This window comes from Streptomyces sp. NPDC058464, assembly GCF_042721035.1.
Classification (GTDB): Bacteria; Actinomycetota; Actinomycetes; order Streptomycetales; family Streptomycetaceae; genus Streptomyces.
Window position 1 is genome coordinate 1 of the sequence record NZ_JBHXMA010000055.1, and the last position, 25,127, is coordinate 25,127.

Below are 25,127 nucleotides of genomic sequence, written 5' to 3' on the forward strand. Positions count from 1 at the left end.
ATAACTCACTGTTACCCCCACCACCCCGTTGTTTGTGCGGGCGCCCCCGCCCACCACCCCCCCACCGAACCCGCCACCGTTCGCCCACACCGCGGGGGGCCGGGACGACGTCCCGGCCCCAGGCGTTGACGACCAGGAGCCCCTGGCATGTGGGTCTCGCACGGGGCTGATCACATGCCGTACCGCGTCGAGGACCAGCTGTTTCTTGCCGCCCCAGCGGCACCGCCGCCCGTCTGCAGGCAGGCATCGTCTGGGTCAACGACTGGGCGATGCTCGGCGAGTACCTCAAGATCAAGTGCGTGATCGTCTCGCTGGCTTGAGTCGGCGGTATCGATGGCTGCACATGTTCAGTGGCACATGTGCATGGCTGAACGCTGTGGAGCTGCACAGTTCCCTCCGGGTCGCGCGTTGCCATGCTGGGAGGTGGTTAAAGCTCTCTCGCATCGAAAGGCAGCAGACCTCATGTCTGGCGCTCGGCTCACGGCCTTGAAGCTCACGGCGGTCGACACGAACACCGCGGAGTGGGAGCGGCTTCCGCTTCCCGAGATCGGCGCGGTCCTCGACCGGCTGCCGCTGGTCGCCGATCCCGACACCGGGATGGAGGTGCTGAAGGTGGTGTACAAGGCCGGGTTCACCAACCCCTGGCACACGCACAACTGCGCCCACGGCATCTACGTCCTCGACGGCACCCTCAGCACCCACCAGGGCGACTACCCGGCCGGGAGCTTCGTCTGGTTCCCGGAGGGCGGCGCCATGACACACGGCGCGACCGAGGACGGCGACTGCACGTTCCTGTTCGTCACCAACAAGCCGTTCGACATCCAGTACGTCGAGAACGTCGAGGGTTCCCATGATCTCGCTTGATGTGTTCAGTGACCTGATCTGCCCCTGGTGCTACATCGGCGGGCGCCGGCTGCAGAAGGCCGTCGACATCGTGGGGGAGCGCACCGGGCAGGAGTTCCGCATCCGGCACCACGCGTTCGAGCTGAACCCGACGATGCCGGTGGCCGGGATGGACCGGTGCATCTACCGGAGTGAGAAGTTCGGCAGCTGGGAGCGGTCGCGGCAGATGGACGCCGGCACCGTGATGGCCGGCCGGGACGAGGGGATCGTCTTCGACTACGACGCGATCGCCAGGACGCCGAACACCCGGGCCGGGCATCGGCTGATCGCCCTCGCCGAGCGGGAGTCGGGGCAGGGTGCGGTGATGGCCGACCGCCTGCTGGTGGCGTACTTCTCGGAGGGCCAGGACGTCGGCGACATCGCCGTACTGGCAAGGCTGGGTGCGGAGTCGGGGCTCGGTGACGATGTGGCCGAGCAGCTGGAGGATCCGGCGCTGGAGGCCGCCGTACGGGAAGACGTGCAGCTTGCGGAGTACTTGGGGTTGAGCGGGGTCCCCTTGCTGATCGTGGGTGACAAGGCGATCAACGGGGCGGTCCCGACCGAGGCCCTCGTCGAGATCCTCGAACGCCACGCCACCGAGGTGCCGGACGGAGCCGCGTGCGAGGGCGGGGTGTGCTCGGCGTGAGCGCGGTGTCGGACATCAAGTCGGTGGGTGTGGTGGGCGGTTCGCTGGGCGGGCTGTTCCAGGCGGTCGCGCTCGCCGAGCTCGGTCTCGAGGTCACGGTCTGGGAGCGGTCCGCGGGCCGCCCCGACGACCGCGGCGCGGGCATCGTGCTCCAGCCGAGCGTCGCCTGGTTCCTGAACACCTTCTGCGGCGTCGACCCGGACAGCGTCAGCGTGCCGGTCACCCACCGGCAGTTCTTCGCCCGGGACGGGCGCAGCCACCAGACGCTCATGCGGCAGCAGATGATCTCCTGGGGGGCCATCTACCAGTCCCTCCGGGACCGCCTCGACAGCGCGTGCTACCACGACGGCCACCCGGTCACCGCCCTCAGGCCCCGCCCCGACGGCGTTGACATCCACGTCGGTGACACTGTCCAGCCCGTCGACCTCGCGATCATCGCGGACGGCTCCGCCTCCCGGCACCGCGGACTCGTCGCGCCCGACGGCGCACCGCGCTACGCCGGGTACGTCGCCTACCGGGGCGTGATCGACGAGACCGAACTCCCGGAGGAGCTGAGCGAGGGCTTCCGTGACCGGTTCAGCTTCTACGACGGTGAACGCACCCAGTTCCTGTGTTACTTCATCCCCGGCGACTTCGGCGCGTCCGCGCCAGGCAGCCGCCGTATGAACTGGGTCTGGTACGTACGCGCCGACGCGGCCGAACTCGACCGCATCACCACCGACCGCGACGGCACCACCCACGGACTGTCCCTGCCTCCGGGGCTGATCGCCCCGCAGGTGCACGCCGAACTCCTGGACCGCGCTGCGGAGTTGCTGCCCGAGCCGGTGCGCCGGCTGGTGGAGCTCACCCGGGAGCCGTTCGCGCAGGCGATCCTCGACGGACGGGTCTCCGGGATGCGCCGGGGCAGGCTGCTGCTGACCGGGGACGCGGCGTTCGTCGTACGGCCGCACACGGCGGCCAGCGCGGAGAAGGCGGCCGCCGACGCCATCACCCTTTTCACCGCCCTGCAGCAACTGCCCTCGCTGGAGGCGGCCTTGGCGGCGTGGGAGAAGAACCGACTGGATGAAGGCGACGCCCTTTACCGGCACGGCGTCGGGCTCGGGCTCCGGCTCGGTCTCAACGGGCCGGTGTCCCCGAGTGCCGCGGTCGGTGGTCGGAATGACTGACCATCCCGGGACCACGTGCCGTGCCGATGGTCACGCGTCGGCCTTCGTCGCGTGCACGGTCGTATTCCGAGGAGCCGTGTCCTCGATCGATGCCTGACCGCGTCGGTTCGCCGTGAGGCGTCCCTGGCCGATGAGGACGCCGAGCAGGACCAGTACGGCGCCTGTGGATGGTTTCACCGAGAACGAGGACGCCCAGGGCGACGCCGGCCACCGGGGTGAGGTAGGCGACGGTGGCGGCGGTGGTCGCGCCGCATGCGCGTCACCCGGTCAGTAAGATGAATCAAATCGATTCATGGCATGTAGTGATGGGGCATTTCGATGGACGTGACTCTGCGGCAGCTCGCTGTGTTCGTGGCGATCGCCGACCACGAAGGGTTCGGTGCGGCGGCCGCCGCTCTCGGCATGAGCCAGTCCTCGGTGTCCCACTCGCTCGCCGCGCTGGAGCGCGCCGTCCAGGGCGAGTTGGTGCGCCGCGCGGCGCCGGTGCGGCCGACCCCCTTGGGTGACGTCCTGCTGCCGCATGCCCGCGCGACCCTCTCCGCCGCCCGCGGATTCACCGCTGCCGCATCCGCGCACACCAGTGCCACGGCCGCCGGATCGATCGGGCTCGCCGTGCCGCCGACGGCCGCTCGTGGGCTGTTGCCCGGCTTGCTGCGGTTGTGGCACGAGCAGCTGCCCCAGGTCGAGATCACCCTCTTCGAGGGCCTCGACGAGGAGATCGCGGAGTGGCTGGAGAGCGGCACGGTCGACGCGGCCATCCTCATCGACCCCGACCCGCTGCCCAGTGGCGCCCTGCACCTGGCGACCGACGCCTACGAAGCCGTCGTGCGCAGCGACCATCCGCTGGCGCGGGAGGAGTCCATCGAGCTGGCGGACCTGCTGGAGGATCCGCTGCTGGCCACCACCTCCGGCTGCGAGACCCAGGTCAAGCACCTGCACGCACTGACCGGCCAGCCCTACCGGCCCACCCAGCGCATCCGCGAGCTCACCACGCTGCTGTGCATGGTGGAGGCCGGCCTCGGCGTCGCCATCGTCCCGTCGTTGGCGGCGAGCATGCTGTCGGACACCCTCACCCTGGTCCCGCTCAGGCCGCGCCTGGAGCGCCGGCTCGTCCTGACCGGCCCGACCGGCCGCCCCTGGCACCCGAACGTCACCGCTGTCCGGGACCTGTCCGAGAAGCATGTGTCCGCCCCGGCGTAGGGCCGCCGACGCTCAGGGGCGGCCGAAGGTGGCAACGGAATCGACGCGCAGTTCGAACAGGATGCGGCGCTCGTCGCGTCCCGGTTCGCGCAGCGGGTACGAGCCCTGACCGCCGCTGTACTTGGTCCACATGCGGTCCAGTTGGGCGGTGACGCGCCCGCCGTCGGCCGGATCGTCCTCGGAGATCTCCCGGACGACCGTGGCCTTGATGCTGAGCCAGTGGTAGGCGTTCTGGGGGTTCATCAGCAGGAACGACGCCTGGGGCGCGGCGCGCAACCACGTCACCTTCTTGCGGTGCGAGGCCAGATTGAGCAGGACCTTGTCGTCCTCGTAGTCGAACCACACCGGAGTGAGATTCGGCCGCCCCCTTGCCCCGGTCACGGCGACGACCGCCGTGACCGGACCGTCGAGCAGTTCTCTGTACACGGGATCGAGATCCTTCAGCCCGCGCACCTTGGCGCGATCACCGATCTCGAACTGGCCCTCCTTCGTCCCGTCCGCAACATCCCGGAACTGCGACACCGTGATCGACATCGCACGGCTCCTTCGCCTCGGCGACAGTGGCAATGCCGACGCTAGGGTCTGCCGGCCCGCGCCGAGGATGGACGGACGCACAGTGGTGGCCCGGGTTGCTGTCCTTCCTCACATGCCGCGGTGATGGCGCCCCACGGGAGAATAGTCATCGAATTCTTGCATCAGATGATGGGTCAGATTGATTTGACTCATCTATTGGGGCTGAACAGGCTGAGCACACATCGCAAGGAAGGGCGCACCATGTCCATCAGCCACCGCCAACTCGGCAACTCGGGCCTGACCGTCTCCACCGTCGGCCTCGGCAGCAGCAACCTCGGCAGGCCGAACACCGCCAGCGCCACCCAGGAGGGCAGCACCGCCGTGGTGCGAGCCGCGCTGGAGGCCGGCATCACCTTCTTCGACGTCGCCGACACCTACGGCACGCCCCCCGGACTGAGTGAGCAGCTGCTCGGCGAGGCGCTGAAGGGCCACCGCGACGACGTCGTGATCGCCACCAAGTTCGGCATGGACGCGGAGGGAGCCAACGGCCGTGACTTCGGCGTCCGCGGCTCGCGCCGGTACATCGTCCGGGCGGTCGAGGAGTCGCTGTGCCGGCTGGGCACCGACCGGATCGACCTGTACCAGTTCCACACCCCCGACCCGGTCACCCCGATCGAGGAGACCCTGGCCGCGCTCGACACCCTGGTGCGGCAGGGCAAGGTGCTCTACCTCGGGCACTCCAACTTCGCCGGATGGCAGATCGCCCAGGCCGAGTACCTCGCCCGCGAGCTCGGCACCGCCCGCTTCGTCGCCTCGCAGAACCACTACAACCTGCTCGACCGCCGCGCCGAACTCGAAGTCCTGCCCGCCGCCACCGCGTTCGGCCTCGGGGTCCTGCCCTACTACCCGCTCGCCAGCGGGCTCCTGACCGGCAAGTACTCCTCCGGCAAGGCCCCCGAGGGCGCCCGCCTGACGCACTTCCGCCAGGACGACTTCGAGAACGCCGACCTGCAACAGCTCGCGGCCTTCGGTGACTTCGCCAAGAAGCGGGGCCTCACCGAGGTCCAGGTCGCCTTCTCCTGGCTCGCCTCCCGCCCCGCCGTAGCCTCGGTCATCGCCGGCGCCACCCGCCCCGAGCAGGTCGCCCAGAACGCGGCGGCCGTCGGACACGAGTTCAGCGCGGAGGACCTCGCCGAGCTCGACGAGATCTTCCCCCCGCTGCCGCCCATCGCACTCTTCTGACAAGGAACGGACACTCCATGGGTCTCGGCGAGGCACAGGTCCTCTCTCACATACCGAACGTGAATCCCGTCCCGGCGAGTGAGCGCGAAGCGCTGCTCCGTGACCCGGCGTTCGGTCGGGTCTTCACCGATCACATGGTGACGATCCGGTTCTCCGAGGGGCGGGGCTGGCATGAGGGGTGGCTGGGTCCCCAGGGTGAACTCCCGCTTCACCCCGGGGCGTTGGTCCTCCACTACGCCCAGGAGATCTTCGAGGGCATGAAGGCGTACCGGCTGCCGGACGACGGCGTCGCGCTCTTCCGCCCCGAGGCCAACGCCCGCCGTTTCCGCAACTCGGCGGTCCGTCTCGACATGCCTCCGCTGCCGGAGGACCTGTTTCTGGAATCGGTACGCTCACTGGTCCGCGCCGACCGGGACTGGATACCGCGGGCCGAAGGCGGGGCGCTGTACCTACGCCCGTTCATGATCGCCACAGAGGCGGCGCTCGGACTGAAGTCCTCGTCCGACTACCTGTACGCGGTCGTGGCCAGCCCTTCCGTGGGATATCTGAAGTCCGACGCCTCGGCGATCACCCTGTGGGCGTCCGAGACCTACTCACGCGCCGCGCCAGGCGGCACCGGCGAGGCCAAGTGCGGCGGCAACTATGCCGCCGGCCTCGCCGCTCACGCGGAAGCGGTCCGGGAGGGCTGCCGGCAGGTGGTCTTCCTCGACGCCGCCGAGCGGCGCTGGGTCGAGGAGGTCGGCAGCATGAACGTCTTCTTCGTCTTCGACGACGGCTCCCTGCTGACGCCCCCGCTCACCGGGACCATCCTGCCGGGCATCACCCGCGACTCCCTGATCACGGTGGCCGCGGACCTGGGGCTGACGGTGCGTGAGGAGCCGTACTCCATCGACCAGTGGTACGCGGATGCCCTGAGCGGACGGCTGCGCGAGGTGTTCGGCTGCGGCACGGCCGCCGTCGTGACCCCGATCGGGAGGGTGCGAGGCCGGTCGTTCGACTTCACGGTCGGCGACGGGCAGGCCGGCCCCGTGGCGGAGCGTCTGAAGGCGGCGCTGACCGACCTCCAGAACGGCCGCAGGCCGGACCCGTACGGCTGGCTCGACAAGGTGCGGTGAAGGAGCTCGCAGATGACACACCCCGCAGTCGGTCCCGCGCCCCGGGCCGAGGAGGAGATCGGGTTCATCGGCCTCGGCGTGATGGGACAGCCGATGGCGCTCAACCTCGCCAAGGCCGGCACCCGCCTCGTGGTGTGGAACCGGTCCCCGGAGCGCACCGAACCGCTGCGAGCGCTCGGTGCGACTGTCGCCGGCACCGTGGAAGAGGTGTTCGGCCGCACCCGCACCGTGATCGTCATGCTCGTCGACGAGCAGGCCACGGACGCGGTGCTGGGACGCGGCACGCCCGCCTTTGCGCGGCTGGTGTCCGGGCATGTCGTCGTATCGACGGGGTCGACTGCGCCCGACTACGCGCGCGGCCTCGCGGCGGACATCGCCGCAGCGGGCGGGCGGTTCGTCGAAGCGCCCGTGTCCGGCTCCAAGAAGCCCGCCGAAGCAGGCCAGTTGGTGGTGCTGCTCGGCGGCGACCCGGACACCGTGGCCGAGGTCCGTCCGCTGCTCGCGCCCATGTGCCGGGAGACCGTGATGTGCGGCCCGGCGGGGCACGGCCTGCTGACGAAACTGGCCGTCAACCTGTACCTCAACACCATGCTCGCGGGCCTGGCGGAAGCCGTGCACTTCGCCGACCGGAACGGCCTCGACCTCACCACCTTCAAGGCCGCCGTCGACGCCGGGCCCATGGCCAGCGACGTCACTCGGGTGAAGCTCCCCATGCTCATCGAACGGGACTTCTCGGTGCAGGCCGCCGCGTCCGACGCCTACGCCAGCTGCATCCTCATCGCCGACGCGGCCCGCAGTCGCTCGGACACGATGGCCAGTGCGGCACCGAGCTCGGGATCGAACGGGGGAGGGGCCAGGGGCATGCGCTTCTCCTCGGCGGTGCGACTGCGACTGCGGAATGCGGCTGTGAGAACACCTTCGGCCGGCTGATCGGGTATGTGGAGCCGCCGGGTAGCGGTATTTCCCCGACGAATGACGGGTATCCGGTTCTGTGGATCTCCTTGACCTCCGCAAACGGATTGGAATTTGCCTCTGAGGCAAATCCGTGTGCATCAGGCCCGGTTCGGTGTGAGGGCTCCGTAACTCTGCTTTGTTCCGGATGACTTGGTTTGGTAACCGAAGGTGGCTGAAGTGGTGGTCACAAGCAGCGGCGAGGCGTCAAGACCTCGGCGCCAGGCATGGAGGATGTCATGCCCGAGATGTATTTCGATGTGCGTTGGCCCGACGGTGCGACCCAGCGCTGCTATTCCCCTTCCACGGTAATCGAGGATTACTTCACGGTGGGCGGAGAGTACGATCTGGCCGAGTTCCTGGAACGCAGCCGGACGGCGCTCGGAATTGCCGGTGAGCGCGTGCGGGAGAAGTTCGGTTTCTTCTGTACCGGTGCCTCCGGCCAGCTGGAGCAGATCGAGGAGACGGCACGCGTGCGCGCGTTCCCGCCCGGCAGCAAGGTCACGGTCGAGGCGCTGCTCGACGCCCACGGGAGGGCGCGATGACCCCGGCACCCCGGCTCGCGGGGACCCACTACACGGTGGCCGTCGTCGGTGGCGGCCAGGCAGGGCTGTCGGTCAGCCACAGACTGCGCGAACGCGGTGTCGGCCATGTGGTCGTCGAGGCGAACCGCGTGGGGCACGAATGGCGGGAGCGCCGCTGGGACTCCTTCTGCCTGGTGACCCCCAACTGGCAGTGCAGGCTCCCGGGGCACCCCTACGTCGGCAGCGACCCGAACGGGTTCATGGTCCGCGACGAGATCGTGCGCTACCTGGAGGGGTACGTCGCCGCCTTCCAGCCCCCGCTGGTGGAAGGGGTGTCCGTGACCCGGCTGCGCCGCTCGCCGAACGGTGTCTTCGAAGTCACCACCACGGCGGGGGAGTTCACCGCCGACCAAGTGGTCGTCGCGACCGGCCCCTATCACACGCCGAAGCTTCCCCGGATGGCCGAACGGCTGCCCACCGCCGTCGCGCAGTTCCACTCCTCGGGCTACCGCAACCCGGACCAACTCCCCGACGGCGCCGTCCTCGTGGTGGGCACCGGACAGTCCGGCTGCCAGATCGCCGAGGACCTTCACCTGGCCGGGCGCCAGGTCCACTTGGCGGTCGGCAGCGCACCACGGGTCGCCCGGTTCTACCGGGGCCGGGACTGCGTGGCCTGGCTCGACGACATGGGCCACTACACCAAGAGCATCGACGGGTTCGACGACGCCGACGCGGTGCGCCTGCGGGTCAACCACTACGTCACCGGTCGGGACGGCGGCCGCGACATCGACCTGCGCGCCTTCGCTCGTGACGGGATGCGCCTGTACGGCCGCCTCACGGACGTCGACGGAGCGGCGCTGGAGTTCGCCGACGACCTGAAGGTGAACCTCGACCACGCCGACGTGGTGGCCGAGGGCATCAAGGACGCGATCGACGCGCACATCGAGGCGAACGGCATCGACGCACCCGAGGAGGCCCGGTACGTGCCGGTCTGGGAGCCGGCCGAGCAGCCGCGCACCCTCGACCTGGCCGAGGCGGGCATCACCTCCGTCGTCTGGTCGACAGGCTTCGCCCGTGACCACCGCTGGATCGAGATCCCCGCCTTCGACGGGCGCGGCTATCCCATGCACTGGCGGGGCATCAGCAGCGTCCCCGGCCTGTACTTCCTGGGCCTGCCCTGGCAGCACTCCTGGGGATCGGGCCGGTTCGAGGCGGTCGGCAGGGACGCCGAGTTCCTCGCCGACCACATCGACGCGGGCCGCCGGATGGCCGACGTGTGCGGAGCCCTGACCGGCGCTCCCACCGCCGTCACGTCCGCGCTCCCCATCGGCTGAGGAACGACAACCCATGGTCTACGACGCGCACCGCCACATCGGCGTACTGCCCGCCTTTCCCTTCTACGGCGGCCCGCCCGTCAACCCCGACACGACCGCCCGCGCCACCATCAAGCAGCTGATCGCCGACCTGGACACCGAGGGCACCGAACGCACCCTGGTCATCCCGAACTACGGGGTCCCGGATCCCGCGGTGGCCTTCTCCTTCAACGAGTTGGCGATCGAGGCCGCGCAGACCGACGACCGGATCCGCGCGGGACTCTGGGTCTCGCCCCGCCCGGAGGACGCACAACGCACCGAGCAGGCACTGGCGTTGGCCGGTGAGCGGGGCGTGAAGGCACTCAAGCTGAGCTTCCTGCTCGGCGGCCGCGCCACCGACCCCGCCTGCCGCCCCCAACTGGACCGTATCTTCGCCACGGCGGCCCGGCACGACCTAGTCGTCCATGTCCACACTTCTCCCGGTGCCGCCTCCGACATCGACGAGGTCGGCCACCTCGTCGACTGGTACGCCGACCAAGTGCCCCTCCACCTGGTGCACTTCGGCGGCGGGATGAGCGGCCACATCAAGCTCGCCGGCTCCCGGTTCTTCGACTGGATCGCCGCCGGCAAGCGGGTCTACACCGATCTCTCCTGGGCCATCGGTTTCCTGCCGTACTGGCTGGCCCGGGAGATCGAGCACCGCGGCCTCGGCCACGACCGGGTGCTCTTCGCCAGCGACCAGCCGTGGGGCGACTTCACCGGCGAGTACGCGCGGATGACCGCTGCCGTCGGCGGTCGCGAACTGGGCGGCCTGGTCTTCCGGGACACCTTCGCCGCGCTCTACGACTGACTACCCCTCTTCCCCGTCAACGCCTCGTACAAGGAGACAGCCATGTCCGAAACCGTCCAGCTCAGCGACGTCGAGCAGAAGTCCCTCGACGAGATCCCGCACCCGTCCCTGCCCGAGGGCTCCAGCATCTACGGCTCCACCAAGGTCTTCCCCGACTACCAGGCCGACGACGGCGAGACCTACTTCACCCTCGTGCACGGCATCGCCCACGAGTCCTCGGTGTCCTTCGTCGCCGTACTCCAGGCCACCCGCGCCCTGCGCAAGGGCTTCGAGACCGCCATCTACTTCTACGGCCCCGGCTCCCTCAACTGCCTGGCCACCCGCGGCTTCCCGACCACCGGGAACTCCGCGTTCCCCGGCGAGCACAACATCAACAACCAGCTCAAGACGTTCATCGCGGAGGGCGGCAAGGTCTTCTGCTGCCGCTTCGGCCTCTCCCTGCACGGCGCCCGCGAGGAGGACCTCATCGAGGGCGTCATCCCCACCCACCCGCTCGACGTCCAGGACGCGTTGATCCACTACGCGCGCAAGGGCGCCATCATCAACTCCACCTACCAGCTGTAAGGGGCCTGCCATGAGCGTTGGCACCGAATCGACAGCCGTGGACGTCCGCATCCTGACCCGTGCCGAACTCGCCCTGCGCGGGGTCGCGTTGGACGCCCCCGTACGGCGTCCCGACGGCGCGGGACCCAGCGACGACGGTCACGTCCTCGTGGGCGGTGCCAACGCGGCCCTGCCCACCAACCCCGAGAGCCCCTACCGTGTGCGCGACGGCCGGGTCTGGCTCGGCGAGGAGGACACCGGCCTCACTCTGACCGCCGTTCGGCGTCCGAGGTTCTACGACCTCACGACCGCCGACGGCGTTCCGTACGAGCACATCGCCCGCCTGCACGGCGCCGACGTCCTCGCCACGACCGTCGTCCAGACGTGCATCCGCTACGCCGCGTCCGACCGCTGCCGCTTCTGCACCATCGAGGAGTCCCTGCGCTCCGGCGCCACGGTGGCCGCCAAGACCCCGGCGCAGCTCGCCGAAGTCGCCGAGGCGGCCGTACGACTCGACGGCGTGAAGCAGATGGTGATGACGACCGGCACCACCACCGGCACCGACCGGGGTGCCCGCAATCTGGTCCGCTCCGTGCGGGCCGTCCTGAAAGCCGTCCCCGGACTGCCGATCCAGGTGCAGTGCGAACCGCCCGGCGACCTCGCCTGGATCCGCGCCCTGCACGACGCCGGAGCGACCGCGATCGGCATCCACGTCGAGTCCCTCGACGACGAGGTGCGCCGGCGCTGGATGCCCAGCAAGTCCACCGTGCCGCTCGCCGAGTACGAGGCCGCCTGGGACGAGGCGGTGCGGGTCTTCGGCCCCAACCGGGTCTCCACCTACCTCCTCGTCGGGCTCGGCGAGGATCCCGACGAACTCATCGCCGGGGCGGGCGGGTTGATCGACCGCGGGGTGTATCCCTTCGTCGTGCCCTTCCGGCCGATGGCGGGCACCCTCGCCGCCCGCGACGGGATCGGCGCCCCGAGCGCGGAGCTGCTGCGCCACGTCACCGAGGGCGTCGCCGCCAAGCTGCGCGCCGCCGGGATGCGCGGCGCCGACCAGAAGGCGGGGTGCGCGGCCTGCGGGGCGTGCAGCGTGCTGCCGACGGCGGGCGGGTGAGGGGCGTGCTCCTCGACGGATCCCCGGCACCGACGGCGACCGAGAGGCCGCAGGACATCCTGGCTCTGCTGGGCGACCGCAGCACCCTCGCACGCGGGACCTCCTACCGTGTCGAAGAAGCGGACGGGCAGGGCGAACTGGCCGCCTACCGGCGGCTGCGCCGGGATGTCTTCGTGCACGAGCAGGGACTCTTCCGCGGTCACGACCTGGACGACCGGGACGATGATCCGCGCACGGTGGTGCTGATCGCCAAGGACACCGCCGGCACGGTCCTCGGCGGGGTCCGGCTGGGACCGGTCGCCGACGGCCCGGACCTCGGCTGGTGGGCGGGCGGCCGACTCGTCGTCGCGCCGAGCGCCCGCGGCCCCTGGGGCATCGGTGCCGCACTGGTGCGGGCCGCGTGCGCTCGGGCGGAAGCGGAGGGCGTCCTGCGCTTCGACGCGACCGTCCAAGTGCGCAACGAGCCCTTGTTCCGACGGCTGGGCTGGCGGTCCGTGCGGCCTACGGAGGTCGCCCACACACCGCACATGCTGATGCGGTGGCCCATCGGGCGCATCGCGGCGCAGGCGACCACGAGGAAGTCCGCCCTCGGCCCGCTGCTCGCCGGGCTCCTCGAACCGGCGGTCCGCGATGCCGCACCGGACCCGGTCGGCGGGGCCCGGGGCAGCGCGGCGCGGGCCGCCCTCGGCGGCTCGGGATTCGTCGGCGACGACGGCGCGCCCGTCCCCGGCACCGACGTGATCGCCGCGTGCGACGCGATCGTGCCCTCCATGGTCGAGCGGGATCCCGACTGGGCGGGCTGGTGCTCGGTGCTGGTCAACGTCAACGACCTGGCCGCGATGGGCGCCGCACCGGTCGGACTGCTCGACGCGCTGGGCGCGAAGGACGCCTCGCACGCCGCCCGGGTCCTCGCCGGACTGGTGCGCGCGGCCGGGGCGTACGGCGTTGCGGTGCTGGGCGGGCACACCCAGCTCGGCGTCCCCGCCGCCCTGTCGGTCACCGCGCTGGGCCGCACCCGACACCCGGTGCCGGGTGGTGGTGGCCGGCCCGGACACGCCGTCCGGCTCACGGCCGACCTGGGCGGCGGCTGGCGGCCGGGTTACCGGGGCCACCAGTGGGACTCGACGACCCACCGTCGTACGGACGAACTGCGCGCCATGACGCGCGCGGTGGCCGCCGCCCGGCCCGCCGCCGCCAAGGACGTGTCGATGGCCGGGATCGCCGGCACCCTCGGCATGCTCGCCGAGGCGAGCGGCTGCCGCGCGGTCCTCGACATGGCGGCCGTACCTCGGCCAGGGGCCGCGACGCCGGGGGACTGGCTCACCTGTTTCCCGGGTTACGCGATGCTCACCGCCGACGAACCGGGTGCCCCGCCCCTGCCGGCCGGACCGGCCACGGGTGCCGTGTGCGGCGAACTGACCACAGGAGAAGGCGTCGGGCTGCGCTGGCCCGACGGAGAGATCACCGAAGCGGTCACCTCCACGGTGACCGGGATGGGAGCCGCATGAGCGCCCTGCGCATGGCCGCGGTGGCCGCCGAGTTCGGCCGCGACCTGGAAGAGGACTTCCGCATCGCCGGACGGCTGATCGAACAGGCCCGGGAACAGGACGTGCGGCTGCTGGCGCTGCCGGAGGCGTGCCTGGGCGGATACCTGCTCAGCCTCGACGACGCCGCGGAACTCGACGAGGGCCCGCCCGCCCTCGCCCTCGACGGCTCGGAGATCCGCCGGCTGGCCGCGCTGGCCGGGGAGATGACGGTCGTCGCCGGCTACTGCGAGGCGGACGCGGACGGTCGCCGTTACAACAGCGTCGTCTGCGTGAACGGCGACGGCGTCCTCGGCAACCACCGCAAGGTGCACCAGCCGCTGAGCGAGGACGCCAGCTACGCCTCCGGGGACCGGTTCCACGCCTTCGACACCCCGGTCGGCCGGATCGGCATGATGATCTGCTACGACAAGGCGTTCCCCGAGTCCGCGCGGGCACTGGCGCTGGACGGCGCGCAGATCGGGGTGTGCGTGTCGGCCTGGCCCGGTGCCCGCACCAACGCGGCCGCCGACCTCGAAAAGGACCGCTGGAAGCGCCGCTTCGATCTCTTCGACCGGGCCCGTGCCCTGGAGAACCAGATCGTCTGGCTCTCCGCCAACCAGGCCGGCACCTTCGGGTCGCTACGCTTCGTCGGCAGTGCCAAGGTCGTCGACCCGGGCGGCGAGATCCTCGCCGACACGGGGGTGGCGGCCGGCGTCGCCGTCGCCGAGCTGGACGTCGTACAGGCTCTGGAGACCGCTCGCCGGTCGATGGGGCACCTGCGCGACCGGCGGCCCGAGACCTATGACCTGTCACCGGGAGCAGTCAGCGTATGAGCACGATCCGGATCGCGGCCGCGGCCGCCCACTTCGGCCGCGACCTGGAGTTCGACCTGGCCCGCATCGCCAAGCTGATCGACGACGCGCGGGCCTCCGGCGCCCGCCTGCTGGTCCTGCCGGACGCGGCGCTCGGCGGCTACCTCGCCGACCTGCGCCACCCCGACCCCGAGGCCCTGCCGCCCGCGCTGAAGCCCGACGACCCGCTGATCCTCCAAGTCGCGCGCCTGGCCGCCGAGATGGTGGTCTGCGTCGGCTACTGCGAGGACGGCGGGGACGAGCGCTACAACGCGGCCGTCTGCGTGTCCGGCGACGGCGTCCTCGGCCGCCATCGCAAGGTCCACCTTCCGGCAGGCGAGGTCGCCGCCTATTCTCCCGGCGACCGGTTCGACGCCTTCGACACCCCGGTGGGCCGGATCGGGATGCTCATCGACTACGACAAGACGTTCCCGGAGTCGGCCCGTTCGCTGGCTTTGGACGGCGCCGAGGTGCTGGCCTGTCTGTCCGCCTGGCCCACCTCCATCACCAACCGCGCCCCGCGGATGGCCCAGGACCGCCAGGCCAAGCTCTTCGACCTCTACGACCAGGCCCGCGCCGCCGAGAACCAGGTCGTCCTGGCCTCCTCCAACCAGACCGGCGCGATGGGCGGCATGCGCTTCCTCGGCCAGGCCAAGGTGGTCGGCCCAGGCGGTGACATCCTCGCCCGCACCTGGTCCAAGGCGGGCCTCGCCGTCGCGGAGGTGGACGTCGCCGAGGAGATCGACCGAGCCCGCCGCGTCCTGCGACACCTCGACGAGCGCCGCCCCGACGCCTACCGGGAGAACCTGTCGTGAAGATCGCCCTGCTCAGCTACTCCACCAAGCCGCGCGGCGGGGTCGTCCACACTCTCGCGCTCGCGGAGGCCCTCGCGGCGCTCGGCGAGGACGTCACGGTGTGGACCCTGGGCCGGGGCGGCGATACGGGCTTCTTCCGCCCCGTCTCGCCGGCGGTACGGCTGCGGATCGTGCCGTTCGTCGACGGTCCCGCCGATGAGACGGTCGGCGAACGGGTGCTGCGCTCCATCGCCACCCTCCGCGACGCCTTCGACCCGACGCCGTACGACATCGTCCACGCCCAGGACTGCATCAGCGCCAACGCCGTCGGTCGCTGCGTCCGCACCGTCCACCACATCGACCACTTCACCACGCCCGAACTGGCCGCCTGCCACGAACGGGCCATCGTCGAGCCGTACGCGCACATCTGCGTGTCGACGGCCGTGGCGGAGGAACTCCGGGCGGTCTGGGGCCTGTCGGCGGAAGTGATCGCCAATGGGGTGGCGTACGACCGCTTCGCGACCACCGACCCGACGGCGAGGGCGAGGTGGCGCTCCCGCCTGGGCCGCTACATCCTCACCGTCGGCGGCATCGAACCCCGCAAGGGCTCCCTGGACCTGCTGGAGGCGTACGCCCTGCTGCGCGCCGAACACCCCGGCATACGGCTGGTGATCGCGGGCGGCGAGACCCTCTTCGACTACCGCGACTACCGCACCCGCTGGGAATCCCGGGCAGCCGAACTCGGCGTCGATCCAGTCGTGTTGGGACAGGTCGCGGACGAGGAACTGCCCTCGCTGGTGGCCGCCGCCGACGCCTTCGCCTTTCCTTCCCTCAAAGAGGGTTTCGGCCTCGCTGCCATGGAGGCCCTGGCCGCGGGCGTCCCCCTGGTCGTACGCGACCTGCCCGTCCTGCGCGAGGTCTTCGGTGCCGCAGCCGACTTCGCCGCCACGCCCGGCCGGCTGGCCACCGCACTCGGCCACGTACTCACGGTCGAGGACCCGGCCAGGCGGGCCGCCGGACGGGAGCTGGCCGCCGCTCACACCTGGGCCGAGGCGGCCCGTCGCCATCTGGCCCTGTACCGCTCTCTGGGCTGACCGGAAACGTTCATGCTCCCGGCAGCGGGCGGAGCGTGAGGATCTGCGAGGCGGGTCCGACCGGGCCGATGAAGGCCGTCGAGCCGGGCCCGTGGAGGAGAGCGGACCCGGCTCGACGGCCTTGCCGGAGTGGTCAGCCGTTGGTGAGGACCACCTTGAGGGCGCCGGTCTCGGCGCTGCGGGTGAAGACGTCGTAGCCCTGCATGGTCTCGGCCAGCGGCAGGCGGTGGCTGATGAGCCGGGTGGCGTCGAGGGCGCCGGTGGCGATGGAGTTCATCAGCTGGGGGATGGCCAGGCCCGAGGGGATGCCGGTGGTGATGGTGACCTGCTTGGCCCAGAGCTTCTCCAGGTGGAGGGTGGCCGGGCCCTCGTGGACGCCGATGTTGGCGATACGGCCGCCGGAGCGGACCAGGTCGGCGGCGAGTTCGAAGGCGTCGGGGAAGCCGACGGCCTCGATGGTGACGTCGGCGCCGTAGCCGTCGGTCAGCTTCCCGACCAGGTCGTGGACCTCGTCCTCGCCGACCGCGTGGGTGGCGCCCAGTTCGAGGGCCATCTCGCGGCGGGCGGGGGTGCGTTCGACGACCACGATGTTGCGCGGGGAGAACAGCTTCGCGGTGACGGTCGCGGACAGGCCGACCGGTCCGGCGCCGGCGATGACGACGGTGTCGCCGGGACGCACCTGGCCGTTGAGGACGCCGACCTCGTAGCCGGTGGCGAGGATGTCGGTGAGGAAGAGGACCTGCTCGTCGGTGAGCGCGTCGGGGATCTTGTAGACGGAGTTGCGGGCGAAGGGGATGCGGGCGTACTCGGCCTGGACGCCGTCGATGGTGTTGCCGAGGGCCCAGCCGCCGTTGACGCACTGGCCGTACATGCCGGTGGTGCAGAACCGGCAGTAGCCGCAGGCGCTGACGCAGACGGCGAGGATTCGGTCGCCCGGCTGGACGTTCGTCACCGACGAGCCGACCTCCTCGACGACGCCGGTGGCCTCGTGGCCGAGGACGGTGCCCGGCTTCACCGTCGGGACGCCGCCCTTGATGATGTGCGAGTCGGTGCCGCAGATCGTGGTGTGGGTGACGCGCATGAGGAGGTCGGTGTTCTCGGTCAGCGTCGGCATCGGGTGATCCCGGTACTCGATCTTCCCCGGTCCGTCGTAGACGAGTGCCTTCATGTCCAACTCCTTTGTCGAAGGGCGGTGCGGCGGTACCGGGCGTCAGATGCCGGGCCCGTAGAGGCCGAATCGCAGGTCGGGGTCGCCCGGGGTCCAGGTGCCTGCCACCTGCGAGCGGTGTCCCATCTGTGCGACGCGGTCGATCAGTTGGTTGCCCAGGTGGAGCTGGGCCGGTTCCCAGCGCTTGAGGGCGGTGGGGATGTCGCCGCCGGCCGCACTCAGGTGCTCGTGGAGCGCCCAGGCGTCGTCGGCGGCCTTGGCCGTGCCGGCGGCGGCATGCGGGCGGGCGGCGAAGGCGGCGTCACCGATGATCGCCACCCTGCCCTCGGCCATCGCGGGGATGCGGGTGTCGAACACGACCTGGAGATACGGCTGTCGGGTGCGTACGACCGTCTCGGCCGCGGCCGGGGCCAGCAACTCATCGGCCGTCGCCCGCATTTCGTCCACGAAGCGTTGCTGCACCTGACCGGGGTGGACGGACACCGGGCACTCGAAGCCCCGTAGATCCGTGGTGAGTTCGTCGAGCGCGGGGCCGGCCGGGACGTTGCGGTACCAGACGTAGTTGAGGAGCCGCTGCCCCTGCGCGATGCCCCCGTCCATGCCGGGGATCGGGTACAGGACGATGTGGCTGTCCCGGGCCACGCTGTAGGTGAGTGCCTCGCACAGCAGGTCGCGGGTCTGCTCGCTCACCTCGTTCTCGGGAACGGTGCCGCGCCAGCCGACGTAGCCGGAGTAGGTGCGCCGCAGGTCAGGGAAGAGCCGTTTGCGGGCGGTGGAGGTGATGCCGTCGGCGAAGACCACCAGGTCGGCGGTCTCGGTCCGGCCGGAGACGAACCGCAGGGTCACGCTGTCGGCGTCCTGGTCGAAGCCCGCGCAGAACTCGCCGAGGTGGTATCGGTCCGTGCCGAAGTCGTCGAGCAGGGCGCGGTAGATCGTCGACCAGGACGAGTAGCGCCACTCGGCCGGGTCCTCGTGCAGCACCTCGTTGCCGGCGCCCAGGTAGCGCACCTGGCGCGTCACCGTGCTGAGCTCCTCGATGCGGCGGGCGCTGCGCTCGCCGAACCACTTCATGGTGACGGGCTGGAGCACGATCCCGCCGCCGCGGTTCTCCAGAAGTGTCGGAGTGCGCTCGTGGATGTCGACGGTGAAGCCCAACTCGCGCAGCAGCAGCGCGCTCGTCAGCCCTCCGATGGATCCGCCGACCACTGCGGCGCGCAGGCCCTTGTAGCTGTCCACCGTGGATTCCTCTCGCCCAGGGGGTGGTGGACGCCATCGTGGCTCCGGGCGTGACCGCCGTCGGATGTGCGGATTCACAGCGATTCGTCACTACCATGGGGCGTAGCACAGTCCGGGTTGTCCAAGGAGGCACCGATGCCGTCGTCCCCGACCTCCGCCGCGCCGGATCTCCTGCGCTGGATGAGCGCCATCGACGAACTCGCCATCGCCGTGAACCAGCAACGGGACCTGCCCGGACTGCTCCGCCAGATCGCCCGCACCGCCGGCGAGCTGCTCGGCTACGAGAGCGCGGCCGTGCTGCTGGTCGACGACGACCGCACGGCCCTGCGGATCGAGGGCTCGTGGGGCCTGAGCGAGAGCTATCTGCGGCTGGTCAACGAGGAGTCCCCGCTGCTGCTGGCCCCCTCGGACGCCTTCGTCGGCAGCCCCTCCCGGCGCGCCTTCGTCGACGGTGAACCGGTGATCGTCGAGGACATCTCGCACGACCCCTCCTACGGCCCGTGGGCCAAGGCCGCCGAGGAACACGGCCACCACTCGATGGCCGCCGTCCCGCTGCGCAACCAGGGCGAGACCGTCGGCACCATGAACGTCTACGGCAGTGACCCGCGCCGCCTCGGCCCCGGCGGCCTGGAGCTGCTCCAGGTCCTCGCCAGCCACGCCGGCATCGCCCTGGAGACCGGAGCACAGCTGGAGCGCGACCGCCGCCGGGTACGGGAACTCAGCGCGCTGAACGAGCTGCTTCGGCAGCACGCGGCCATCCACGACCGGTTCGTCGGAGTCGCCCGGCGAGGCAGCGGCGTCACCGACATCGCGACCGAGCTGGCCGAGATCACGGACCGGGCCGTCGCCGTCCAGGACGTCTCCGGCCAGATCCTGGCCGCGGTGCCCCGTGCCGGGGTGTCCGTCCGGCCGCCCGACTGGCTTTCACAGCCCAGGCAGCCCGGGGGCGGCGACACGCTGCTCGATCGTCTCGCGCACGCCTCCCCGGTGCCGGCCTCCGAGTCCTTCCCCGGCCTGCTGGCGGCTCCGGTCCGCGTCGGTGAGGAGATGCTGGGTGTGCTCTGGCTGGCGGGGGAGGGCGACGACGATCTCCACCTCCGTGCCGTCGAGCAGGCCGCCGTGGTCCTCGGCCTGGAGATGCTGCGCCGCCGAGCCGTCACCGACGCCCAGTGGCAGCTCAGGGGCGACCTGGTCGCGGAACTGGCGGGCGGACCCCTTGCCGACCCCGAGGCGGTGATCGCCCGCGCCGACCGGCTCGGCAGCGACCTGCGGCTGCCCCAGCGCGTCCTGGCCGTCCAGAGCGTCCTGGCTGTCCACGGGGATGGGGCCGTCCGGAGCGACCGGGCTGGCGAGGCGGACACCGCCCAGCTCCTGCGCCTGGTCCAGTCCCTCGTCCTCGCCCGGCCCCGGCCCAGACCCCTGCTCGCCCTGCGCGACGGCGCCATCGTGGTCGTCGCCCCGGCGGCCGACCCGCGGGGCGTCGAGGAGTTCGCCCGGCATATCCGCACCGTCGCCGGCCAGGCCATGGAGGGAGACGTGCGTGTCGCCGTCAGTGAGACATCCCCGACGCCCGACCAGCTGCCCGGCGCCTTCCGCCTGGCCCTCGGTCTGCTACGGCTCATCCCGTACGCCCCCGACGAGGACATCCTCACGGTCACCACGGCCGGCATGATCGGCATGCTCCTCGCGGACGTCGACCCGCAGCGGATGGGCGTCCTCGCCGAGCGCTGGATCGGCCCCCTGCGCGACTACGACCGCCGCCGCGCCACCGACCTGGTCACCACCCTGCGCACCTACCTCGACCACGACCTCAACACCCACGCCACCGCCGAGGCGCTCTACATCCACCCCAACACCGTCGGCCTGCGCGTCAAACGCATCGAGAGCCTGCTCGGCGTCTCCCTCACCAGCGTCGGCGATCTGACCACCCTGCGCGCGGCGCTCGCCATCGATGACATCACCCGCACCATCTGACCTGTCCGTACGAACAGCATCGACGGTGAACACTGTCCGGCAGCACAGGACACCCGCGGTCGAGAGCCCCTGAACATGTCCTCACCCAGCAACGACGCGGGGAGGACCCATGCACGACCCACAGCAAGCCGCCGACACAGCGGTGGCCACTCCGGTCTCCGAACCCTCCGAACCTTCCGAACTCTCCGAACCGGAACCCGCACCGAGTGCCGCCGTCCCTTCCGCCGGCGCGACCCTGCTGATCGTGGCAGCGCTGTCGCTGGCGACCTGGTGGCTCCTCATCGACCCCCGATGGGCGGTCCTGGACGTCTACGGCAACCCGGCGAACGCGGTGATCTTCTGGACCCTCTTCGCCATCGTGTGCCTGGCCATCAACCTGGAACTCAAGGGCTTAGACCGCCTGCCCCAGCCGCTGCGCGGGCTCGCCTTCGCCACCGCCACCATCGGTGCCGGCATCGGGATCACCGCCCTGCTCGCTCTGGCCTGGGGCGAGGTCGACCCGAGCTTCGCCCCTGAACGGGCGGGCGGAGTTGGCTACTTCACCGGGGCCGTCTTCGTCCTGTTCGTCTTCGTGACGAACGTGCCGTTCGCGACCGTCTTCGAGCACCGCCCCTGGAAGACGCTGGGCCTCGCCCAACCCTGGTCCGGTCTGTCCGAGATCGCCGTCTCGACGGTCGCGAGCCTCGTGCTGTACGCCGTCTTCGCCCTGCCGGTACTGGCGAGTTGGAGCAACGTGAAGGACGCTCCGCTCAGCGTCGACGCTCGCGGTCGTCACGTTCACCGTGTACTACCGCGTCCTCGCCCCGCACGTCCTCCACGAACCGGCGCTCGCCCCCCCCGGCATCGCCGGCAACGCGCTCGGCTTCATGGACCTGGCCATCGTCTGGCTCCTCCTCTTCGTCGTCGGCGGAGAGTCCTGGCCGTTGGCACGCACTCGCCGCACACCCTGAGAACCCGACCCACCACACATCCTGAAACCTGAGGAAGCGCACCCATGGGCGACACCCACCCCGACCCCCGGATCCGCGTCGTGCACCACGACCAGCTCGACGGCAACACCCCCCAGACCCCCGGCCTCATCCGCGAGGTCGCCTTCGACGGCCGCAACCCCGGAGCGGCCCACCTGTCCGCCTTCCGCAGCACCGTACGGCCCGGCGCGGCCACCGGCGCCCACCACCACGGCGACCAGGAGACCGTGCTCTACGTCATCAGCGGCACCGCCCGCTACCGCTGGGGCGACAGACTGGAGAACGTCGCGGAAGCCGGCCCCGGCGACTTCGTGTTCATCCCGGCCCACGTGGTCCACCAGGAGATCAACGCCTCCCCGGAGTTCGAGACGGTCTGGGCCGTAGTGCGCTCCGGAGTAGACCCGATCGTCGTGAACCTCCCCGAACTCGACGCATACGCCGAGCCCGCAGCCGTGGACTACACCCACCCCTGACCGCCGGCAGGTATCCGTCTATGACGCACCATGTGGAGTGTGTCGCGATCCTCGATTCTCCCCTCACGCTCCCCGGCGCCGCTCATGCTCCCCGGATTCTCCCCAGGGAATGGCCCCGAGCGGGGACGGCCTGGCGTAGCCCTGTTCAAGCCGCTGTGACAGGACATCGAATCGATCAACGAGACCGTCAAGGGACAGCTTGACCTCGATCGGCACCGAGGGCGCGCACCCTGAGGTGTCATGGCCCGCGTCATGCAACGCATCCTCGCGCTGGCCGCCGCGATCTGGCACGACGCCGCCGCCGGACAGACCGCCCTGCGCTCACTGATCGCCTACGATCGCCGACCCATTGGACTGGACCACCCAGGCCGTTGACTACTGGCTCGCGGGCGCGCTCCCCCCGGAAGGGTGCACGACCTTCCCCGGAGTGAGCCGAGTTTTGCAACGGCTGGCCGGCCGGGAGCGGATCACGAGGACGCCTGGTGGATCTCATCGTCCGGCAGGGGCGGACCGACCCAAGTGGCGACAGCCGCAAGCAGAGCGCCGTAGACCCAGGTTTCCTTCGCCCCACCTGTTCCGTGACACGACGATGGCGGTGTACGGCAGAATGACGCCCATCGATGTGCCATGGCGCAGCCGTGACCGCAAGTGCCCTGTTTCACGCGGTCCTTGGGCGTGCGAGGAGAGGAAGACGTGAGCGAGAACCAGAGCGCCACCGCCGCAGTGCAGCGACTCGACACCGGGACGGCGCACAACGCTCGCGTGTGGAACTACTGGCAGGGCGGCAAGGACAACTACGAGGTCGACCAGCAGGTAGGCGATCACGTTGCCGGAATGATCCCCGTCATCCGCGACATCGCGCGCGCCGACCGGGAGTTCCTTGGCCGCGCCGTGCGCTGTCTGGCGGAGGAGCACGGCATCCGTCAGTTCCTCGACATCGGCACCGGCCTGCCGGCCTTGGAGAACACCCACGAGATCGCCCAGCGGATCGCCCCCGAGTCGCGGATCGTGTACGTCGACAATGACCCCATCGTGCTTGCGCACGCCCGTGCCCTGCTGACCAGTGCCCCGGAAGGCGCCACCGACTACATCGACGCCGATGCGCACGACCCGGACACCATTCTGCGCATCGCCGGACGGACACTCGACTTCACCAAGCCCACCGCACTCATGCTGCTCGGCATCCTCAACTTCGTCCTTGACGGTGACGAGGCGCGGGCCATCGCACGTCGGCTCGTGGAGGCGCTGGCCCCCGGCAGCTTCCTCATACTGACCCATCCCACCACGGAACCCGAACTCGGCGGCGACCTCCAGCTCGAGGCGATGGAGTTCTGGAACGCCAACGCCAAACCGCCGGTCACCGCCCGCAGCAGCGAGGAGGTGGCCCAGTACTTCGACGGGCTCACGCTCCTGGAGCCCGGGCTCGTGTCCTGCTCGCTGTGGCGGCCGGAGCCCGGCGAAGAGCCCATGGCGGTACCCCAGCTGGGAGCCGTGGCGCTGAAGCCGTGATCTCTCCTGGCGCCGGTCAACGCCGGCGCCGTTGAGGTGCGAAGGCACCCGGATACGTCTGGCGACGGCGTACGACCTGGAGCCCTGCTGCCGAACGACTCCGGCCCCCGGTGACGAAATGTCGCCGGGGGCCGGATGTTGGTAGCGGGGGCGGGATTTGAACCACGCGACCTCTGGGTTATGAGCCCAGCGAGCTACCGAGCTGCTCCACCCCGCGTCGGTGTCCTTACCGTACGGCATCCGCGCGGCGCCGACAGGGAATTAATTCCGCCCAGTCGAAAACCTCATCAAGTTCGAGGCTGTGTTCGATCATGGACGATGGACGCCAAGCTCAGGGTGAGGAAATGGAGCAGGTGCTTGGAAGGCGCCTGCTCCGTCGAGCGCACGCTGCCCGATCCGTTCGCTGCTGAACGGCAGTGGCGTGCCGACCTCTGGTGGCGGCGCCGTCTGGCCGGCGGACGAGAAGCCGGATGAGGGGCCCGGCCCGAGCTGCGTCGGCGGTTCCGCAAGGACACCGTGTTCATGGTGGGCGGCACCTTGGTGCCCACCATGAACAGCCCTCAGGCGTCGAGGGACTTCGCGGCCTCACGGATCACGTCGAGGACGAAGTCGGGATGCGAGAGCATGGGAACGTGGCTGCTGTCCACGGGGCGGATCCTGGCGCCCATGCGCTCGGCGGCGGACCTCTCCAGGTCGGGGTGCACGGTGCGGTCGTTGTTCGCGACGATGTACCAGCTTGGCTTCGTCCGCCAGGCGGTGCCGGGAACCTGCTGGTTGAACAGGTCGGCCACCGGCACACCGCCCGTCGCCAGGACGAGCTTCTGCTCCGCTTCCGGGAGGTCGCCGCAGAAGTGCGGGAGGCCCGAGGCCTTGAGCCACACGCGGCCGTCAGCGACGTCGATGTGCTCGAAGATGGGTGTGCGGGGGAATTTGTCCTGCTGTTCCTGCGACGTCTCGTCCTCGTCCGGGGCGAGCGCGGCGATGTACACCAGAGCGCCGACGCGGTCGTGGGTGCCCGCTTTGGTGATCAGGGTCCCACCGTAGGAGTGACCCACCAGCACGATCGGGCCGGGGACGTGGTTGAGCGTGAAGTTGACGCACGCGACGTCGCTTTCGAGCGAGTCGAGGCCGTGCTGTGAGGCGAAGACCTCGTGTCCTTCAGCCTGGAGTGTGGGGATGAGCTTGTTGAAGCACGACCCGTCCGCCCAGAGTCCGTGGGCGAAGACGATGCTGGGCTTGCCCGCCATGGCAGGTCCTCCTACACAGAGATCAAATATGGAACATTGCGACATTTTGCACATGTAGTGTCTGTTCCTGCTCGGTGATCAGGTCCGTTTCGGTGAGGCAGCCGGCTCTGCGAGGCCGCCGCGGTACTCGACGTGGTGCAGGCTGCGGCGGGTGAGGCCTTGGTTCCGGATCCTGGGGCCTGACAGGGCACAACCGTCGGGCCCGGTCTCCGGTCCAACGTCACG

General features: G+C 70.4%; 26 protein-coding genes and 1 tRNA gene. 21 read left to right on the plus strand and 6 right to left on the minus strand.

Features of this window, described 5'->3' with window-relative positions:
- Positions 1–486: 486 nt before the first annotated feature.
- The 3 genes from ACFWPQ_RS44960 to ACFWPQ_RS44970 are packed head-to-tail and all read left to right on the plus strand — an operon-like array spanning position 487 to position 2,694.
- Positions 487–864: a cupin domain-containing protein gene (locus tag ACFWPQ_RS44960; RefSeq protein ID WP_384048918.1), complete on the plus strand. Its 378-nt coding sequence runs from the start codon at positions 487–489 to the stop codon at positions 862–864.
- Complete coding sequence (locus tag ACFWPQ_RS44965) at positions 851–1,528, plus strand: DsbA family protein (protein ID WP_384048921.1); 678 nt, start codon at positions 851–853, stop codon at positions 1,526–1,528. The genes ACFWPQ_RS44960 and ACFWPQ_RS44965 overlap by 14 nt, the downstream gene beginning before the upstream one ends.
- Entirely contained in the window at positions 1,525–2,694 is a 1,170-nt protein-coding gene (locus tag ACFWPQ_RS44970) for a hypothetical protein (protein ID WP_384048924.1), read from the plus strand. Before ACFWPQ_RS44965 ends, ACFWPQ_RS44970 begins: the two co-directional genes overlap by 4 nt.
- Before the next feature lie 30 nt (positions 2,695–2,724).
- Here the strand turns inward: ACFWPQ_RS44970 and ACFWPQ_RS44975 are convergent, their stop codons facing one another.
- Positions 2,725–2,871 carry a hypothetical protein gene (locus ACFWPQ_RS44975; RefSeq protein WP_384048927.1) on the minus strand — a complete coding sequence of 49 codons (147 nt, stop codon included), beginning with the start codon at positions 2,869–2,871 and terminating at the stop codon, positions 2,725–2,727.
- Positions 2,872–3,012: 141 nt separating this feature from the next.
- On the opposite strand from ACFWPQ_RS44975, the gene ACFWPQ_RS44980 reads away from it, so the two are divergent.
- Positions 3,013–3,894 carry a LysR family transcriptional regulator gene (locus ACFWPQ_RS44980; protein WP_384048930.1) on the plus strand — a complete coding sequence of 294 codons (882 nt, stop codon included), beginning with the start codon at positions 3,013–3,015 and terminating at the stop codon, positions 3,892–3,894.
- A gap of 12 nt (positions 3,895–3,906) precedes the next feature.
- Here the strand turns inward: ACFWPQ_RS44980 and ACFWPQ_RS44985 are convergent, their stop codons facing one another.
- Positions 3,907–4,428 carry a pyridoxamine 5'-phosphate oxidase family protein gene (locus ACFWPQ_RS44985; protein WP_384048933.1) on the minus strand — a complete coding sequence of 174 codons (522 nt, stop codon included), beginning with the start codon at positions 4,426–4,428 and terminating at the stop codon, positions 3,907–3,909.
- 240 nt (positions 4,429–4,668) lie between these two features.
- Between ACFWPQ_RS44985 and ACFWPQ_RS44990 the strand changes: the two genes are divergently transcribed.
- From ACFWPQ_RS44990 to ACFWPQ_RS45045, 12 genes are all read left to right on the plus strand, one after another.
- Positions 4,669–5,649, plus strand: coding sequence for an aldo/keto reductase (locus ACFWPQ_RS44990; RefSeq protein WP_384048936.1), 981 nt, complete (start codon positions 4,669–4,671; stop codon positions 5,647–5,649).
- A gap of 17 nt (positions 5,650–5,666) precedes the next feature.
- Positions 5,667–6,764 (plus strand): branched-chain amino acid aminotransferase, encoded by a 1,098-nt coding sequence (locus tag ACFWPQ_RS44995; RefSeq protein ID WP_384048939.1) that lies wholly within the window; start codon positions 5,667–5,669, stop codon positions 6,762–6,764.
- A gap of 12 nt (positions 6,765–6,776) precedes the next feature.
- Positions 6,777–7,694, plus strand: coding sequence for an NAD(P)-dependent oxidoreductase (locus ACFWPQ_RS45000; protein ID WP_384048942.1), 918 nt, complete (start codon positions 6,777–6,779; stop codon positions 7,692–7,694).
- 260 nt (positions 7,695–7,954) lie between these two features.
- Positions 7,955–8,260, plus strand: a complete 306-nt coding sequence (locus ACFWPQ_RS45005) for an MSMEG_0570 family nitrogen starvation response protein (RefSeq protein ID WP_384048945.1) — start codon at positions 7,955–7,957, stop codon at positions 8,258–8,260.
- Positions 8,257–9,573, plus strand: a complete 1,317-nt coding sequence (locus tag ACFWPQ_RS45010; protein ID WP_384048948.1) for an MSMEG_0569 family flavin-dependent oxidoreductase — start codon at positions 8,257–8,259, stop codon at positions 9,571–9,573. The genes ACFWPQ_RS45005 and ACFWPQ_RS45010 overlap by 4 nt, the downstream gene beginning before the upstream one ends.
- A 13-nt stretch (positions 9,574–9,586) precedes the next feature.
- Positions 9,587–10,402, plus strand: a complete 816-nt coding sequence (locus tag ACFWPQ_RS45015) for an amidohydrolase family protein (protein WP_384048952.1) — start codon at positions 9,587–9,589, stop codon at positions 10,400–10,402.
- 42 nt (positions 10,403–10,444) lie between these two features.
- Positions 10,445–10,966 carry an MSMEG_0572/Sll0783 family nitrogen starvation response protein gene (locus tag ACFWPQ_RS45020; protein WP_384048955.1) on the plus strand — a complete coding sequence of 174 codons (522 nt, stop codon included), beginning with the start codon at positions 10,445–10,447 and terminating at the stop codon, positions 10,964–10,966.
- Between the two features lie 10 nt (positions 10,967–10,976).
- Positions 10,977–12,062, plus strand: a complete 1,086-nt coding sequence (locus ACFWPQ_RS45025) for an MSMEG_0568 family radical SAM protein (RefSeq protein WP_384048958.1) — start codon at positions 10,977–10,979, stop codon at positions 12,060–12,062.
- Between the two features lie 5 nt (positions 12,063–12,067).
- A complete protein-coding gene (locus tag ACFWPQ_RS45030; protein ID WP_384048961.1) occupies positions 12,068–13,570 on the plus strand; it encodes an MSMEG_0567/sll0787 family protein in 1,503 nt (500 codons plus the stop codon).
- Positions 13,567–14,421 carry a carbon-nitrogen hydrolase family protein gene (locus tag ACFWPQ_RS45035; protein ID WP_384048964.1) on the plus strand — a complete coding sequence of 285 codons (855 nt, stop codon included), beginning with the start codon at positions 13,567–13,569 and terminating at the stop codon, positions 14,419–14,421. The genes ACFWPQ_RS45030 and ACFWPQ_RS45035 overlap by 4 nt, the downstream gene beginning before the upstream one ends.
- Positions 14,418–15,254, plus strand: coding sequence for a carbon-nitrogen hydrolase family protein (locus tag ACFWPQ_RS45040; protein ID WP_384048967.1), 837 nt, complete (start codon positions 14,418–14,420; stop codon positions 15,252–15,254). The genes ACFWPQ_RS45035 and ACFWPQ_RS45040 overlap by 4 nt, the downstream gene beginning before the upstream one ends.
- Positions 15,251–16,327: an MSMEG_0565 family glycosyltransferase gene (locus ACFWPQ_RS45045; protein WP_384048969.1), complete on the plus strand. Its 1,077-nt coding sequence runs from the start codon at positions 15,251–15,253 to the stop codon at positions 16,325–16,327. Before ACFWPQ_RS45040 ends, ACFWPQ_RS45045 begins: the two co-directional genes overlap by 4 nt.
- Before the next feature lie 133 nt (positions 16,328–16,460).
- Here ACFWPQ_RS45045 and ACFWPQ_RS45050 read toward each other — a convergent pair whose 3' ends face one another.
- Positions 16,461–17,495 (minus strand): alcohol dehydrogenase catalytic domain-containing protein, encoded by a 1,035-nt coding sequence (locus ACFWPQ_RS45050; protein ID WP_384048972.1) that lies wholly within the window; start codon positions 17,493–17,495, stop codon positions 16,461–16,463.
- A 42-nt stretch (positions 17,496–17,537) separates the two neighbouring features.
- Positions 17,538–18,731 (minus strand): FAD-dependent monooxygenase, encoded by a 1,194-nt coding sequence (locus ACFWPQ_RS45055; RefSeq protein WP_384048975.1) that lies wholly within the window; start codon positions 18,729–18,731, stop codon positions 17,538–17,540.
- Between the two features lie 135 nt (positions 18,732–18,866).
- Here ACFWPQ_RS45055 and ACFWPQ_RS45060 point away from each other — a divergent pair, with 135 nt between their 5' ends.
- The 5 genes from ACFWPQ_RS45060 (at position 18,867) to ACFWPQ_RS45080 (ending at position 23,655) form a co-directional block, all read left to right on the plus strand.
- On the plus strand, positions 18,867–20,705 hold the full coding sequence (locus ACFWPQ_RS45060; RefSeq protein WP_384048978.1) for a helix-turn-helix domain-containing protein: 1,839 nt from the start codon (positions 18,867–18,869) through the stop codon (positions 20,703–20,705).
- A gap of 109 nt (positions 20,706–20,814) precedes the next feature.
- The gene (locus ACFWPQ_RS45065; protein ID WP_384048981.1) at positions 20,815–21,687 is read left to right on the plus strand and encodes a hypothetical protein; all 873 of its coding nucleotides are present in this window, start codon (positions 20,815–20,817) and stop codon (positions 21,685–21,687) included.
- A 12-nt stretch (positions 21,688–21,699) separates the two neighbouring features.
- Entirely contained in the window at positions 21,700–22,146 is a 447-nt protein-coding gene (locus ACFWPQ_RS45070) for a cupin domain-containing protein (RefSeq protein ID WP_384048984.1), read from the plus strand.
- A 240-nt stretch (positions 22,147–22,386) separates the two neighbouring features.
- Positions 22,387–22,521 (plus strand): hypothetical protein, encoded by a 135-nt coding sequence (locus tag ACFWPQ_RS45075; protein WP_384048987.1) that lies wholly within the window; start codon positions 22,387–22,389, stop codon positions 22,519–22,521.
- 318 nt (positions 22,522–22,839) lie between these two features.
- A complete protein-coding gene (locus ACFWPQ_RS45080; protein ID WP_384048989.1) occupies positions 22,840–23,655 on the plus strand; it encodes an SAM-dependent methyltransferase in 816 nt (271 codons plus the stop codon).
- Positions 23,656–23,794: 139 nt separating this feature from the next.
- Here ACFWPQ_RS45080 and ACFWPQ_RS45085 read toward each other — a convergent pair.
- Positions 23,795–23,872, minus strand: a tRNA-Met gene (locus ACFWPQ_RS45085).
- A 343-nt stretch (positions 23,873–24,215) separates the two neighbouring features.
- Positions 24,216–24,902: an alpha/beta hydrolase gene (locus ACFWPQ_RS45090; protein WP_384048992.1), complete on the minus strand. Its 687-nt coding sequence runs from the start codon at positions 24,900–24,902 to the stop codon at positions 24,216–24,218.
- Between the last annotated feature and the right edge of the window lie 225 nt (positions 24,903–25,127).

Excerpts from the sequence above, each read along its gene's own strand:
- ACFWPQ_RS44995 (WP_384048939.1), top strand. The coding sequence starts at position 5,667 with ATGGGTCTCGGCGAGGCACAGGTCCTCTCTCACATACCGAACGTGAAT.
- ACFWPQ_RS45060 (WP_384048978.1), top strand. The coding sequence starts at position 18,867 with ATGCCGTCGTCCCCGACCTCCGCCGCGCCGGATCTCCTGCGCTGGATG.
- ACFWPQ_RS45005 (WP_384048945.1), top strand. The coding sequence starts at position 7,955 with ATGCCCGAGATGTATTTCGATGTGCGTTGGCCCGACGGTGCGACCCAG.
- ACFWPQ_RS45070 (WP_384048984.1), top strand. The coding sequence starts at position 21,700 with ATGGGCGACACCCACCCCGACCCCCGGATCCGCGTCGTGCACCACGAC.
- ACFWPQ_RS45025 (WP_384048958.1), top strand. The coding sequence starts at position 10,977 with ATGAGCGTTGGCACCGAATCGACAGCCGTGGACGTCCGCATCCTGACC.
- ACFWPQ_RS45020 (WP_384048955.1), top strand. The coding sequence starts at position 10,445 with ATGTCCGAAACCGTCCAGCTCAGCGACGTCGAGCAGAAGTCCCTCGAC.
- ACFWPQ_RS44965 (WP_384048921.1), top strand. The coding sequence starts at position 851 with ATGATCTCGCTTGATGTGTTCAGTGACCTGATCTGCCCCTGGTGCTAC.
- ACFWPQ_RS45035 (WP_384048964.1), top strand. The coding sequence starts at position 13,567 with ATGAGCGCCCTGCGCATGGCCGCGGTGGCCGCCGAGTTCGGCCGCGAC.
- ACFWPQ_RS45090 (WP_384048992.1), bottom strand. The coding sequence starts at position 24,902 with ATGGCGGGCAAGCCCAGCATCGTCTTCGCCCACGGACTCTGGGCGGAC.
- ACFWPQ_RS44980 (WP_384048930.1), top strand. The coding sequence starts at position 3,013 with ATGGACGTGACTCTGCGGCAGCTCGCTGTGTTCGTGGCGATCGCCGAC.
- ACFWPQ_RS45050 (WP_384048972.1), bottom strand. The coding sequence starts at position 17,495 with ATGAAGGCACTCGTCTACGACGGACCGGGGAAGATCGAGTACCGGGAT.
- ACFWPQ_RS45075 (WP_384048987.1), top strand. The coding sequence starts at position 22,387 with ATGGCCCGCGTCATGCAACGCATCCTCGCGCTGGCCGCCGCGATCTGG.
- ACFWPQ_RS44990 (WP_384048936.1), top strand. The coding sequence starts at position 4,669 with ATGTCCATCAGCCACCGCCAACTCGGCAACTCGGGCCTGACCGTCTCC.
- ACFWPQ_RS45065 (WP_384048981.1), top strand. The coding sequence starts at position 20,815 with ATGCACGACCCACAGCAAGCCGCCGACACAGCGGTGGCCACTCCGGTC.
- ACFWPQ_RS45000 (WP_384048942.1), top strand. The coding sequence starts at position 6,777 with ATGACACACCCCGCAGTCGGTCCCGCGCCCCGGGCCGAGGAGGAGATC.
- ACFWPQ_RS45015 (WP_384048952.1), top strand. The coding sequence starts at position 9,587 with ATGGTCTACGACGCGCACCGCCACATCGGCGTACTGCCCGCCTTTCCC.
- ACFWPQ_RS45040 (WP_384048967.1), top strand. The coding sequence starts at position 14,418 with ATGAGCACGATCCGGATCGCGGCCGCGGCCGCCCACTTCGGCCGCGAC.
- ACFWPQ_RS45010 (WP_384048948.1), top strand. The coding sequence starts at position 8,257 with ATGACCCCGGCACCCCGGCTCGCGGGGACCCACTACACGGTGGCCGTC.
- ACFWPQ_RS44985 (WP_384048933.1), bottom strand. The coding sequence starts at position 4,428 with ATGTCGATCACGGTGTCGCAGTTCCGGGATGTTGCGGACGGGACGAAG.